This is a genomic window from Hydrobacter penzbergensis, assembly GCF_900106985.1.
Classification (GTDB): Bacteria; Bacteroidota; Bacteroidia; order Chitinophagales; family Chitinophagaceae; genus Sediminibacterium; species Sediminibacterium magnilacihabitans.
Genome location: NZ_FNNO01000016.1, coordinates 78,934 through 92,551 on the forward strand (window position 1 = coordinate 78,934; position 13,618 = coordinate 92,551).

General features: G+C 44.5%; 11 protein-coding genes. 4 read left to right on the forward strand and 7 right to left on the reverse strand.

Features of this window, described 5'->3' with window-relative positions:
• Positions 1 to 13: 13 nt before the first annotated feature.
• The 4 genes from BLU98_RS14885 to BLU98_RS14900 form a co-directional block, all read right to left on the reverse strand.
• Positions 14 to 1,486: a RagB/SusD family nutrient uptake outer membrane protein gene (locus BLU98_RS14885; protein WP_092726208.1), complete on the reverse strand. Its 1,473-nt coding sequence runs from the start codon at positions 1,484 to 1,486 to the stop codon at positions 14 to 16.
• A gap of 18 nt (positions 1,487 to 1,504) precedes the next feature.
• A complete protein-coding gene (locus BLU98_RS14890) occupies positions 1,505 to 4,858 on the reverse strand; it encodes a TonB-dependent receptor (protein WP_257575021.1) in 3,354 nt (1,117 codons plus the stop codon).
• 194 nt (positions 4,859 to 5,052) lie between these two features.
• The gene (locus tag BLU98_RS14895; RefSeq protein ID WP_092726211.1) at positions 5,053 to 6,144 is read right to left on the reverse strand and encodes a FecR family protein; all 1,092 of its coding nucleotides are present in this window, start codon (positions 6,142 to 6,144) and stop codon (positions 5,053 to 5,055) included.
• A gap of 47 nt (positions 6,145 to 6,191) precedes the next feature.
• A complete protein-coding gene (locus tag BLU98_RS14900; protein WP_257575022.1) occupies positions 6,192 to 6,788 on the reverse strand; it encodes an RNA polymerase sigma factor in 597 nt (198 codons plus the stop codon).
• Between the two features lie 82 nt (positions 6,789 to 6,870).
• Between BLU98_RS14900 and BLU98_RS14905 the strand changes: the two genes are divergently transcribed.
• The 3 genes from BLU98_RS14905 (at position 6,871) to BLU98_RS14915 (ending at position 9,226) form a co-directional block, all read left to right on the forward strand.
• On the forward strand, positions 6,871 to 7,473 hold the full coding sequence (locus tag BLU98_RS14905; protein ID WP_092726216.1) for an acyltransferase: 603 nt from the start codon (positions 6,871 to 6,873) through the stop codon (positions 7,471 to 7,473).
• 50 nt (positions 7,474 to 7,523) lie between these two features.
• Positions 7,524 to 8,528, forward strand: a complete 1,005-nt coding sequence (obgE, locus tag BLU98_RS14910) for a GTPase ObgE (RefSeq protein ID WP_092726217.1) — start codon at positions 7,524 to 7,526, stop codon at positions 8,526 to 8,528.
• 263 nt (positions 8,529 to 8,791) lie between these two features.
• Positions 8,792 to 9,226 (forward strand): hypothetical protein, encoded by a 435-nt coding sequence (locus BLU98_RS14915; RefSeq protein ID WP_092726220.1) that lies wholly within the window; start codon positions 8,792 to 8,794, stop codon positions 9,224 to 9,226.
• 110 nt (positions 9,227 to 9,336) lie between these two features.
• Here BLU98_RS14915 and BLU98_RS14920 read toward each other — a convergent pair whose 3' ends face one another.
• The 3 genes from BLU98_RS14920 to typA all read right to left on the reverse strand — a co-directional run bounded on the left by BLU98_RS14920 (position 9,337) and on the right by typA (position 12,393).
• A complete protein-coding gene (locus BLU98_RS14920; protein WP_092726223.1) occupies positions 9,337 to 10,254 on the reverse strand; it encodes an SDH family Clp fold serine proteinase in 918 nt (305 codons plus the stop codon).
• The gene (locus tag BLU98_RS14925) at positions 10,247 to 10,471 is read right to left on the reverse strand and encodes a hypothetical protein (protein ID WP_092726224.1); all 225 of its coding nucleotides are present in this window, start codon (positions 10,469 to 10,471) and stop codon (positions 10,247 to 10,249) included. The genes BLU98_RS14920 and BLU98_RS14925 overlap by 8 nt, the downstream gene beginning before the upstream one ends.
• A gap of 107 nt (positions 10,472 to 10,578) precedes the next feature.
• Positions 10,579 to 12,393, reverse strand: coding sequence for a translational GTPase TypA (gene typA, locus BLU98_RS14930; RefSeq protein WP_026768865.1), 1,815 nt, complete (start codon positions 12,391 to 12,393; stop codon positions 10,579 to 10,581).
• 88 nt (positions 12,394 to 12,481) lie between these two features.
• Between typA and BLU98_RS14935 the strand changes: the two genes are divergently transcribed.
• The gene (locus BLU98_RS14935; protein ID WP_092726226.1) at positions 12,482 to 13,492 is read left to right on the forward strand and encodes an alpha/beta hydrolase; all 1,011 of its coding nucleotides are present in this window, start codon (positions 12,482 to 12,484) and stop codon (positions 13,490 to 13,492) included.
• Positions 13,493 to 13,618: the final 126 nt, after the last annotated feature.

Below are 13,618 nucleotides of genomic sequence, written 5' to 3' on the forward strand. Positions count from 1 at the left end.
TTTAGGTTGGTTATCAGTATCCCGCATTCTGTGTGAGATTGGGATTGGTATCGATCTCTTTTTGCGGAATCGGTAACAATAAATGTTTGGGAGCAAAATTGGTTTTACCAATGCTTTTCAGGAATGAAGCCGCATATTGCCCATTGTCGTAACGAATGAGATCAAACCAGCGCTGTCCTTCAAATGCCAGCTCTATCCTTCTTTCCTTTCGGATCTTTTCTCTCAGGTCAGCCTGGTTCAATCCACTCAAAGCCGGCAGCCCGGCCCGCTGTCTCACTTTGTTCAAGGGTACCAGCGCATCGGAAAGATTATTGAGTTCACAGGATGCTTCCGCTTCCATCAGCAGAACATCACTGTAACGCAATACCGGCCAATTGGCTGGATTGGTATCATAATCGGGCGACACCGATTTTGGAACCAGGAATTTGCGCAGGTTATACCCTGTTACAGAATAAGACGACTGATATTGTTTGTTGTCAAAAGAGGGGCCGCCAACATACAGCAATGTTTTATCCTTACGGTTATCGTTGGCTTCATATTGGTTCACAAATTCGGTGGTGGGTTGATCCCAACCGTATCCCCCGGCAACGAAATCGGCATTACGCGGTCCGGTGAAGGTACTTACCCAACTGGCCTGGTTCTCATTACTCCAGAAACTGTAACTGGTTTTGCCAAAGTATTGCACTTCAAAAATGCTCTCACTCGAATTCTTGGTAGCCGGGTTGAAATTATCCGAATAGTTGGTGTTGAGTGTATAACCAAGTCCGGTCACTTGCCTGCACAGGTTCACCGTTTCGGTATATTTCCCCAACGTGAGATTTACCTTGGCCAGCATGCCCATAGCAGCGCCTTTACTGGCTCGTCCCATATCTGCGCCATTATAAGCAGACCGGTCCGGTAACAGGTTAATTGCCTGTTGCAGGTCTTTGATGATGAGATCATACACCTGTGCTTTGGGTGTCCTGGAAGGGCGCAGGTTGTCTTCCGGTGTTTGAGGCTCTGTTATCAACGGCACATCGCCAAATAACCGTACCAGTATAAAATAATAATGCGACCGGAGAAAATATGCTTCACCCAGGATACGATTCTTAAGATTCTGGTTGATATTCATAGCCGGTACGTTCTTCAGTACCAGGTTGCACCGAAGGATACCGGGAGCAGGCCCACGCCAGATGTCCAGCGCAGCTGCGTTATCGGTAGAAGTTACAAAATTGGCAATATCCTGTGTTTCTATTCCATCGGTTCCGCCGCCTGCACCTACAATGCTGTTACCGGCCCAAATATCACTGGTCCATATCCGGAGGTTATACAGTTTGGGCCATTGCAATGGCTGATAAGCGCCATTGATGGCGGCAATGGCATCCGATTCTGTTTTGAAAAAGTTGGCAGTATTAATACTGTCCAGAGGAGCTTTGTCTAAATATTTTTTGCAACTGCTGATACCGGTAACCAGTATAACAGCAGCTATATATTGTAAGGTTCGCATGGTAATCATTTTAATCAATTAAAAGATCAGGTTAATCCCTGCACTCAGGGTCCTCGTTACGGGATACACATTCAGGTCTATCCCGTTAACAGGCACTTCCGGATCGAAGCCTTTGTATTTTGTGAATGTTACCAGGTTTTGTGCCGATAGATAAATCCTCGCTGTTTGCATCTTCACCTTTTGTATCAGGCGTTTGGGCAAAGTATATCCGATCGTTACATTCTTTATTTTGATGTAACTGCCATCTTCCACAAAACGGTCAGACACCCTTGTATTTTTATTGGGATCATTGAAAATGGCACGAGGCATCGTATTGCTGCTACCAGCACCAGTCCAGCGATTCAGTACAGCTATCGTTTGGTTCTGTGCCACAGCCATGCCCTCCTGGTAAATCCTGTTGGCATTGAAAATCGCATTGCCCTCCACACCCTGCATAAAAATACCCAGGTCGAAATGCTTCCATGTAAAACTGTTGTTCATGGCAAAAATGAAACGTGGGTTGGGGTTGCCGATATAGGTACGGTCATTGTCATCGATCTTACCATCGTTGTTCAGATCGCGAAACCTGATATCGCCTGGCGATGTACGGTTGAAAGGATCGCTTCCCGGAACCTGCACGGCATAGTCACCCACTTCTTTCTGGGTTTGGAAAATTCCATTGGTTACAAAACCATAAAAAGAATTCACCGGCAGGCCATTTTTCTGGATGGAAAGATTCTGGTTAAGACCAATGCTTCCGGTATAAAGAGGGGTGCTGTCGTTAAGACTAACCACCTTATTGCTGTTATATGAGATATTGAAACTGGTGTTCCATTCAATCGCGCCTTTCGTGTTGTGCGTAGTGATATTCAGCTCAATACCTTTGTTCTGCACTTTCCCTGCATTGATGCTGGGTACAATGATATCGGAATATCCCGTTGAAATGGGAACACTCATCGGCACCAGCATGTTGTTGGTATTTTTGATATAAGCATCAGCTGTTACACTGATCCTTCCATCTAACAACAATGCATCTATACCTATATTGCTTTGTTGTACTTCTTCCCAACGAACACCCGGGTTGGGAATTGCCTGGGGCACTACTGCATTAACAGTCTGGCCATTGAAATTGTATTGAATGGTTTGCAGAACAGAAGCAAATGAGTAATTGCCAATATTCTGGTTTCCCGTGATACCATAACCAATACGCACTTTAAGGTCATTAACCCATTTCAGCGGCTTCATGAATTTTTCTTCTGAAATACGCCAGGCCAAAGATCCCGATGGAAACCAACCCCAACGATGATTTTCACCAAAGCGGCTGCTTCCATCCCTGCGAAGGGTAGCAGTAACCAGGTATTTATTATCGTATGTATAATTGGCACGACCAATGAAAGAAAGCAAAGCCCATTCACTCGCGTTACCGCTGATGGTTTGTTGCGATGTTCCATTACTCAGTTGCTGTGTATTATCACTGGCAAAATTTTGTACAGACCCATTCATGTAATCATAGCGGTTGTTCTGCGCACTGCTACCGGCCAATAAAGTAAGGTGATGCCTGGAGGCAAAGTATTTATCATATGTGAGGTAGTTATCCCATAACCAGGTTAGGCTCTTATTGGATTGCTGAAAAAGATAACTGTTAGGTTGCGGAATCGGCTGCCAGTTGTATTTAGGCGACCAGGTACGGTTACCCCAGAACACAGCCTGCACGCCACCGGTAGATTTAAACTTCAGGTCTTTGAACAGTGTTATTTCGGTATAAATATTACCCAGTACATTATAGCCATTCGTGGTATTGTCAACGACGGTGGCCTTACCTATCGGGTTAATGATATCGCCGTACCAGGAAGCTTGTCCAACAGGACCGCTATATGTTCCATCTGCATTATAAATTGGCTGAACCGGCAATGCTGCCATTGTATTGCGTATATCGTAATTACCGTTGTATTTGGCATCATGGTTCAGTGTCAGGTTATTTCCAAACTTAAGCCAGTCGAACACCTTGGACTCGCTGTTGAACTGTACCGTATATCTTTTATAACCGGTATTGTACACAATGCCTTTCTGGTCCAGCATGGTGCCCGATACATAGTAAGTCGACTTAGGCCCGCCTCCTGAATATGCCAGTGAATAACTCTGAATAGGAGCGGTCTGAAACAAAGCGCCTAACCAGTCTGTTCCTTTACCCAAACTTTCCGGGTTAGCATAAGCGGGATTCTGCGGTTGCCCGTTGTTGGCCATCATTTCGTTGTGCAGGCTGGCAAACTGCGATGCATTAAGCATCTTCACTAGATGGTCGGCCTTTTGCTGACCGGCAAACATTTTAAATTCAAGCGCGCTTTTACCAGATATGCCCCTCTTGGTTGTAATGATGACCACACCATTGGCTCCGCGGGAGCCGTAGATGGCCGATGCCGAAGCGTCTTTCAATATTTCAATGCTGGCAATATCATCCGGACTTAAGGTATTCAACGGTATATCGGTAGGCACACCATCGATCACCAGTAAAGGATCACTGTTATTGATGGTACCGGTTCCCCTGATGCGAAACGTTACATTGCTGCCCGGAGCACCCGATGATACAACCTGTACACCGGATGATCTTCCCTGGAGCGCTTCGCCGATATTGGCTACCGGTAACGACTTCAGTTCGTTGGTATTAACAGAAGATACCGCACCGGTAAGGTCTTTCTTTTTTTGCGAGCCGTATCCTACCACCACTATATCGTTCAGTGATTGGGTAGTAGCTTTCAATACAATGTCAACTGCAGAAGCCATGGCAACAGGCTGTTGCGTGCTTTCATATCCAATACTGCTGAAGACAAGAATGGAATTTCTACCGGATACTTTTATAGAGAAAAAGCCTTTTTCATCGGTAATGGTGGTATTGGTATATCCTTTCTCAGTAACAGTTACGCCCGGCAAGGGTTCACCTTTTTCATTGGTCACTGTTCCTGAAACGGTTCGTTCCGCTTTTGAAGTCGCCTTTTCTTCCGTTTTATTGGTTGATTCTTTAGGCGGGTTGTTGATGAGGGGAAAGAGGATGATGCGGTCGTTGATCACCTGGTACCCGATGTTGGAGGGTTTCAGCACTTCATCCAGGAAATCTGCGATCCGTTTATTCCTGGCTGTATACGTAATGACCTTTTCTGCATTGATCATATTGGCGCTGAAGCTGAACTTCACTTTGGTCTGTTGCTCAATGGCTACGATCAGCTTTTTGAGTTGTACGTGTTCAGCGGTGATATTGAACGATTTTTGTAAAACAGTCTGGCTGTTTGCTTCGCTGGCAAAAAGAGTCCCGGCAAATACAATAGACATCACTATCTGTATGGCAGTAAATCTCATGGCAATCAGCATAGAAGCAACAATCCGTTGCTTATTTTTCATAAATTTGTTATGTTTTTGTTCAACAATGTTTTGGGACGAAAACGAGAGCTTGAAAAAAGCTATAGGAGCTGGTTGTGCACCACCACAGCCGGCTCTGCTTTTTTAGCTGTTGCAGCATCGTTGCTGCATTGTATATATCAGGGGGGCAGGTACATTTTCTTTTTATTCATACAGTTTGTTTGAGGGTTTGATAATTAATTACATCCCTTCCCTTTGATCAGAATCTTTGTTCCGTTGATCTCAAAGGAAGAGTTAGTAGTCAGGCAAATGATCTTAAGCTTGGTAAATAAATCGGACACAGAGATATCACCCGTGAAAACACAATTATACAGGTTGGTATTTTCAACCACGATCTCAATACCATACGCTTTCTCCAACTGACTAAAAATATTTTTCAGCTTTTCCTGCTCATATATAAAAGCCGATGGCTGGAGGTTGTTGCTATTTAACGGCTCTTGCTCGTTCGCTGCTATTGGCTGCGGCGCTTCAACCAACGTCACTTCAAAAGCCCGGTTCGTATGTTTATACACTGCACGCTGGTTAGGCGTTACAATAACCCCTTTGGTAGATGAAGCCGATTGTAATAACCGATCATTCTCATATACCTGCACCCTGCCTGTTCTCACCGACACTTCAACATTACCCGTTTCCGTATTGGTATTAACAGTAAAGCTGGTACCCAATACACGGGTAACAATATTATTATAGAAGACCAGGAATGGTTTTTTCGGATTTTTGGCTACTTCAAAAAATGCCTCCCCTTCCAGATAGACTTCTCTTGTAGTTGTATTGAAGCTGACCGGGTAATGCAGGGTACTTTTCGGTCTGAGGAAAACCTTGCTCCCATCATTGAGCAGAATTACTTGTTGTGTATCCGTATTATTTTTCTGAATGAGGTCTGTTCCGGGAATGATCGAAGCAAAATTCCTGTCATGCATTGAATACTTATGGATATAGAACCAATAAGAAGAGACGACCATCAAAATAGCCGAAGCGGCGGCTATCCATTTCCAAAGGGGTATCACCTTTTTGGTCACAGGTAATATGGTTTGGGTATTTTTTTCCGCAGCAAAAATGTTGTGTATGATCTCCTGGGAAATATGGGGAGGAAGATCGGTCTGTTCGTATTCCTGTTGGTTTGCGAGGTCTTGAAGAATGTTCTCTCCTAATTGCTCATCGAAATCGTGTGCAGACAGGTATTCAAACAACTCCTCATGCTCTGCACTGGTAATGTCTCCGGCAACATACCGTTGAAGAAGGTATTGAAAGCGTTCCGCTTTATTCATAGACAAGCAAACGGAGATTTGGCACCCCGGTTACTACATAATACAACTCAACGAAAAGACAGGAGTACAAGGATTGAAAAAAATATTTCACCGTGTTCTTCAAAGAAACGCCTGATATGGGCAAGCGCTCTCGACATATGCGTTTTTACGGTTAAAGGGGAAAGCCCCATCTGTTCCCCAATTTGTATATAGGTAAGTTGCTCAAAACGAGCCAATTGGAAGACTTTTTGTTGTTGTTCAGGTAATTCACGGATTGCCTGTTGCAGCAGTTCATTATAAAACGCATCCTGCATCTTATCGGCGGTATTGTCTGTTACAGTGGCCGCCACCAGCTTGAAACCAGCCAGCGCTTTCCATTCCCTGGCAATTTTTTTCAGCCTGTTGATGATGTTGTTTTTGGCAACAGTAAACAACCATGCTTCTATTCCTTTTTCTTCATTAATAGTGGCCCTTTTAAACCATAGTTTCAGGAAAACATCCTGCACCACTTCCTGTGCAAGCAATGGCGATTTAAGATAGCGAATGGCCGTTTGGTAAATATGGGCACGATAGCGGTCATACAATACCTGGAAAGCATATTCGCTTCCCCCAGCAAGTAATGACAGTAATTTGGCTTCTTCGTATATGTACCCGTCTTCGTGCAATCGTATTGGTTTAACAACATTGAAATTAACGGATTTTCACAAAAAACTAAATCAATGCCTCGGGTAATAAGTAATTTTATAGATGATCTATGCATTCCAACAACATATTCCCATCGTACATGAATCCGCTTTTGTACATCCGCAGGCTGCCGTAACCGGCCATGTGATCATCGGCAGAGATGTTTACATTGGTCCCGGTGCTGCCATCCGCGGCGATTGGGGAAAGATCATCATTGAAGATGGATGCAATGTGCAGGAAAACTGCACCATTCACCTATTTCCCGGCGTAACCGTATTACTGAAAGAAAACGCACACATTGGTCACGGTGCAGTGATACACGGCGCCACCATCGGCCGCAACTGCCTGATCGGTATGAACAGCGTGCTCATGGACAATGTAATATTGGGCGATGAATGCATTGTGGGTGCGCTGAGTTTTATCAAAGCCGATGAACAGTTTGAGAACAGGAGCCTCATCGTGGGCAATCCCGCTAAAAGGATCAAAGCGGTGAGCGATGAAATGATGCAATGGAAAACAGAAGGCACGCAACTTTACCAATCCCTCCCTGAAACCATGCGCCAGCACTGGCATCCGGTAGAACCACTCAGACATATTCCTGACACAGCAACGGAAGAACAGCTTGCCGGTCTGTATAAAACCTGGAACCAGACACGGAACCCATAACATTATTGTACCTTCGCGCCATTATTCAGCATGGTTTCAACCGCTAAGCAGTGTCCGACAAGAACAATTTCATAGACTATATCCGCATTTTTGCCCGTAGCGGCCACGGTGGCGCCGGTGCAAAACATTTCATGCGTAATAAATTAACTGCCAAGGGTGGTCCGGATGGCGGCGACGGCGGCCGCGGCGGTCATATCATCCTCAAAGGCAATGCCCAATTATGGACTTTGCTGCACCTCCGCTATTTTAAAAATGTGCTGGCCGAGAACGGCGAGAACGGCAGCAAAAACAATTGCACCGGCCGTGATGGAAAAGACATTATCATAGAAGTACCCCTTGGCACAGTAGCGAGGAATGAAGAAACCGATGAAATAGAAGCTGAAATACTGGAAGACGGACAGGAAATTATATGGATGAAAGGCGGCCGCGGCGGACTGGGCAACAGCAATTTCGCTACACCCACCAACCAGGCACCCGATCATGCACAGCCCGGTGAACCCGGCGTGGAAGGATGGAAAAACCTGGAGCTCAAAGTATTGGCCGATGTGGGATTGGTAGGGTTTCCCAACGCGGGCAAATCTACCCTTCTCTCCGTAATTACAGCGGCCAAACCCAAAATAGCCAATTATGCATTCACCACGCTCATTCCTCAATTGGGCATGGTGGAATACCGCGACTCCAAATCATTCTGCGTAGCCGATCTCCCGGGCATCATTGAAGGCGCTGCCGAAGGCAAAGGACTGGGACATCGTTTCCTGCGGCATATTGAACGTAACTCCATCCTGCTGTTTCTCATACCGGCCGATAGCGCCGATCACCGCAAAGAGTTCAACATTTTACGCAATGAATTGGAAGAATACAATCCCGATATGCTGCAGAAAGATTTCGTTATTGCCGTAAGCAAAAGCGATATGCTCGATGATGAACTGAAAGACGCCATTAAAAAAGAACTACCTGCCGGCATACCCAGTCTTTTTATTTCATCTGTTACGAATACAGGACTGAATGAACTGAAAGACCTGCTTTGGGAGACACTGAATAAGCCTGCAGCCTAGTTTTTACAATTTTCTAACCTTCTTTTTGCATTTTTTTTCAAATCAGGGGTTACCTTTGTGCCGTTCTGGTATTAATCAGTGTAGCTACACGCTGATACTTCGATCGAAATGGTTCTCATTTCCCGCTTGACCCCTTCGATTTCTCTTACGCCTACGAATCATCTGTCTTTGCCTTACGTGCACGAGTAACGAGTATGTTTATTGCTTGCCTGGAGATCATTTGCCTGCGAAATTCATTTTAAAACTTTTAAAAAGAAAAATTTATGAAAACGCAAACAACCATTGCAAAAACAATCGTTCTGGGTAGTATTTTATCTGTAGCTGTACTTTCCTCTACTACAGCTCATGCAACCAACGGAACTGCCAGTCCTAAACATGTAGATTCAGTAGCTAACACCATCGTTAAGCCTGAAATCAAATACATCGGCGTTGACAACGACCAACTCCTGTCATTCACTGTTAAATACAGCAACCAGACTGGCCGCAAATTCAACCTTACTGTACTGGACGAAAACGGAGACAACCTCTATAGCGCAACTTACAATGACAAAAACTTCGTGAAGTCATTTAAACTGCCTGCTTTCAGCGTGAACAACCTCACTTTCCTGATCCAGGATGCTAAGGAAAGCTACAGGGAAGTATTCAACATCGACGTTAACACACGCGAGATCACCGATGTAGTAGTTCGCAAGAACTAATTCACAGGTACACAAGATATATTGGTTGAGAGAATCAAGAAAAAAGCCATCGGCATTATGCGATGGCTTTTCTTATATCGCTATTATAATCATCTCATTATTTACCTTCCCTATTGCCCTGCATTAACAGGAACTGGTAGATTTTCCATATAAGCAACTCCAAATTGATTTTCCACAATCTTGATTGAATTAGTGCTAGCGAAGGTATGCATAAAAGCGTGATGGACAGTTAGGATTAAATCTTGAAGCGTATCATCTGTCTCCATATCTATGATTTTTAACCCAACTGTTTTACATTTTTGTTTAGAGATATGTCTAGCATGAGATTTATTTCGGGAATGATCTCCAAATTCTTTCAATACCTTGTTTATAATTACACCTGATTTACCTTTTAACATATTAGATGTAAGCCACTCTTTAACCATCTTTTTTGACCAATCAATCGCTTGTTTACAAGCGGTCAAGAAAGTAGGATGGTATTTTCCTATTATCACCTGCCATAATGAAGCTGAACTAGGATTTGCTTTCACATCGCTTAAAGCTTGCTTAAATTCATCTAGTACAGCCTGACAAGCGATTCCCCCCATTTGTGGATCGATCGGGCCAAGGTTTGATTGCTTTCCTAACATTATCTCTCTACACGACAATGCAATCATTGTTCCAGCAGACATTGATATTTGAGGAATTATTGCTCTAATATTGTTTCCAAACATTGCCTTTAAATAATCTACAATACTTTCTGTTGCGGCCAAATCGCCTCCTGGCGTATGAAGTATCAAATCCAACCCTTTATCTCTATCCATTTTATGGATATTGACCATAAAAGCATTCTTATCCTTATCATTTATACTGGTATCTGGATATCCGGGCCTTTGCAACCATCCTGAATAATATGCAATTACATTCCTCCCAGTATGTTTTTCAATACTAGCAAGATACTTACGACGAACCGTATCTAATGGATTGGTTGCAGGATCTTTTTTATGAGCCTCTTGAATTTCTTGTAGTACTTCTTTCCAATTAGGCATTTAGACAGGTGTTATTCGTCAAATATGAATCCGAAGATGTAGCCCCAGAATTAACATTGTTAAATAAAGAAAATAATTCAAAAGTTTCTCCATGTTGCCAGTCTACACGCTTTGCTTCGGTATTCAGACTGAATTTTCTGTTACCCGTTCTCATGATATTCAAATATTCCTTTTCGATCTCAACCTGTTGTTGATTTGGAATTTTCTTTTCATTCATAACTAAGGTGGTTTTCTCAAATTTAGCAAGTGTTCTTTAAATACCAAATATCAAGGCACCCAAAGTACATAAATAATCGGATATAGCGAATAGTTCCATATTTTCATCTATCCCACTGCTTCCGACTGCATGCTCCTCGATGCCTTCTTCCTGTCTTCTTCGTTCAATATCGTCTTACGCATACGGATAGATTTGGGGGTTACCTCAATACACTCATCCTGCTGTATGTATTCCATACACTCTTCCAAAGTAAACTGCAATTTTGGAGTAATGCGTACACTATCATCACTACCGCTTGCACGGTGGTTGGTGAGTTTCTTGGCTTCCACAGCGTTCACGTTCAGGTCACCGGGTTTGATATGTTCAGCGATGATCTGTCCTGCATATACTTCTTCTCCCGGATCGATGAAGAAACTACCACGATCCTGAAGTTTGTCGATAGAATAAGCTGTAGTAGTTCCCTGGAATTTGGAGATCAGTACGCCGTTGTTACGTCCGGGGATGGGCCCTTTCCAGGGTTTGTATTCAATAAAGCGATGCGCCATCACGGCTTCACCTGCTGTATTGGTAAGCATTTGTGAACGCAGTCCGATCAAGCCCCTTGAAGGGATTTCGAATTCCAGGTGCTGCATCTCTCCCTTACTTTCCATCACCTGCATCTCCCCTTTGCGTTGTGTTACCAGGTCAATCACTTTGCCACTGAATTCAGCAGGCACGTCTACCACCAGGTTCTCATAAGGTTCGTTCTTTTTGCCGTCGATGGTTTTCACCAGCACCTGCGGGTTGCCCACAGTCAGTTCATATCCTTCGCGGCGCATGGTTTCTACCAGTACACCCAGGTGAAGAATACCCCTTCCGTATACCAGGAAACTATCGGCGCTATCCGTATCTTCTACACGCAGTGCCAGGTTCTTTTCAGTTTCTTTCATCAAACGGTCGCGCAGGTGACGCGAGGTAACGAACTTACCATCCTTACCAAAGAAAGGCGAGTTGTTGATGCTGAAAGTCATGCTCATGGTAGGCTCATCCACGCTGATAATGGGCAATGCTTCAGGATTCTCTGCATCGGCAATGGTATCACCGATGTTGAAATCTTCCAATCCCACTACCGCACAAAGATCACCCGACAACACTTCCGTCACCTTACGTTTACCCATTCCTTCAAATACATACAATTCTTTCACGCGGCTTTTCTTAACAGAACCATCGGCCTGTACCAGCGCGATCAGCTGGTTTTCCTTGATGCTGCCGCGGGTTACTTTACCCACTGCAATACGACCCAGGAAAGAAGAATAATCGAGTGAAGTGATCTGCAACTGCAAAGTGCCTTCCGATACTTTGGGAGCAGGTACATATTTGAGAATACCATCCATCAGCGGAAGGATATTATCTGTAGGCGTTAAACTGTCGTTGAACCAGCCGTTCTTGCCACTTCCATAATAAGTGGGGAAGTTGAGCTGCTCTTCGGTAGCGTCGAGGTTGAAGAACAATTCGAATACCGCGTCATGTACTTCATCGGGACGGCAATTGGCCTTGTCCACTTTATTGATCACCACAATCGGGTGCAGGTTCAGCTGCAGGGCTTTCTGCAATACAAAACGGGTCTGGGGCATGGGACCTTCAAAAGCATCCACCAGCAGTATCACACCGTCGGCCATTTTGAGTACCCTTTCTACTTCTCCGCCGAAATCGCTGTGGCCCGGCGTATCTATCACATTGATCTTGATACCGTTATAAGTAACCGCGGCGTTCTTACTGAAGATGGTGATACCCCTTTCTCTCTCGAGGTCGTTGTTATCCATGATCAGTTCACCAGTTTCCTGGTTGTCGCGGAATACCTTGGTGGCATGCAAGATCCGATCCACCAATGTTGTTTTGCCATGGTCTACGTGTGCGATGATGGCAATGTTTCTTATTTCCATGTAAAAATTTGAAGCTGCAAAGGTACGATTTTACGCGCGCAGGGCAAAATATCAGCTATCTTCCTTAGTTTTAAGTAAATCCCCTGCTATGCGTTCCTTCTCGCGAATATTGCTGATAATCGCCATACTATCTATTATCTTTTTGTTAGGTCCGCGTCCTTCAAAGCCTGTTTATAATAAAGACCTGCCTGCTGTTCCGGCCATCGCAGCAGGACTGGAACAATATGTAACCCATATAGAAGCTGCACACAAAGTCAAACCCGATAACGAGGCACGTATTGTTTGGGCCAATGATTCCCTCAAACAAAAAACACCCTATGCCATCGTGTACCTGCATGGTTTCAGCGCCAGCCAGGCAGAGGGTAATCCGCTTCATCGCGATATCGCCAGGGAATTCGGCTGTAACTTATATCTCTCGAGGCTCGCAGGTCATGGTATCGATACCAGCGACGCATTGGTTCACATGACGGCCGATGATCTCTGGGAAACCGCCAAACAGGCTTATAGCATTGGTAAACAATTGGGTGACAAGGTAATATTGATGGGCACTTCCACAGGCGGCACCCTGGCCTTGCAGCTGGCAGCCGCTTATCCGGATATAGCCGGACTCATCCTCCTTTCACCCAATATTGCCATCAACGACCCCAATGCCTGGATGCTCAATGATCATTGGGGATTGCAGATAGCGCGGCTGGTGAAAAAGTCCGATTACAACGTCATTACCGGTAAAGACAGTACCTACAAACAATACTGGTACACCCAATACCGGCTCGAAGCCCTCACACAGCTGGAAGAGTTGCTGGAGACCACCATGAATACCGAAGCTTTCTCCAGAGTAAAGCAGCCGGTGCTGATGCTCTATTATTATAGAGACGAACAGCACCAGGATCCCGTGGTGAAAGTAGCGGCCATGAAGGATATGTTTGAACAACTGGGCACTTTACAGGCACAGAAAAAAATGGAAGCTATTCCCAACGCAGGCGCGCATGTGTTAGGCTCAATTATTGTTTCCAAAGATATTCCGGCTGTGGAAGCAGCCACAACCAACTTCATGCAGGATGTGCTGATGCTGAAACCGGTAACCACTCTACATCATTAACACCATTTTAGGGCATTAACACTGAATAATGTTTAACGCGTTGTGCTATTGAAAAATATTTGATAATCAATGAAGCAAAAAATGTTGTGTCGTTGTCTAGGTAAGTGACCAAACCAACCAAAACAC

What these genes read in the sequence shown, in the direction of transcription:
- BLU98_RS14915 (WP_092726220.1), top strand. Translation starts at nt 8,792, where the DNA reads ATGAAAACGCAAACAACCATTGCAAAAACAATCGTTCTGGGTAGTATT.
- BLU98_RS14905 (WP_092726216.1), top strand. Translation starts at nt 6,871, where the DNA reads ATGATCTATGCATTCCAACAACATATTCCCATCGTACATGAATCCGCT.
- BLU98_RS14890 (WP_257575021.1), bottom strand. Translation starts at nt 4,858, where the DNA reads ATGAAAAATAAGCAACGGATTGTTGCTTCTATGCTGATTGCCATGAGA.
- BLU98_RS14935 (WP_092726226.1), top strand. Translation starts at nt 12,482, where the DNA reads ATGCGTTCCTTCTCGCGAATATTGCTGATAATCGCCATACTATCTATT.
- BLU98_RS14885 (WP_092726208.1), bottom strand. Translation starts at nt 1,486, where the DNA reads ATGCGAACCTTACAATATATAGCTGCTGTTATACTGGTTACCGGTATC.
- BLU98_RS14920 (WP_092726223.1), bottom strand. Translation starts at nt 10,254, where the DNA reads ATGCCTAATTGGAAAGAAGTACTACAAGAAATTCAAGAGGCTCATAAA.
- BLU98_RS14895 (WP_092726211.1), bottom strand. Translation starts at nt 6,144, where the DNA reads ATGAATAAAGCGGAACGCTTTCAATACCTTCTTCAACGGTATGTTGCC.
- BLU98_RS14925 (WP_092726224.1), bottom strand. Translation starts at nt 10,471, where the DNA reads ATGAATGAAAAGAAAATTCCAAATCAACAACAGGTTGAGATCGAAAAG.
- typA (WP_026768865.1), bottom strand. Translation starts at nt 12,393, where the DNA reads ATGGAAATAAGAAACATTGCCATCATCGCACACGTAGACCATGGCAAA.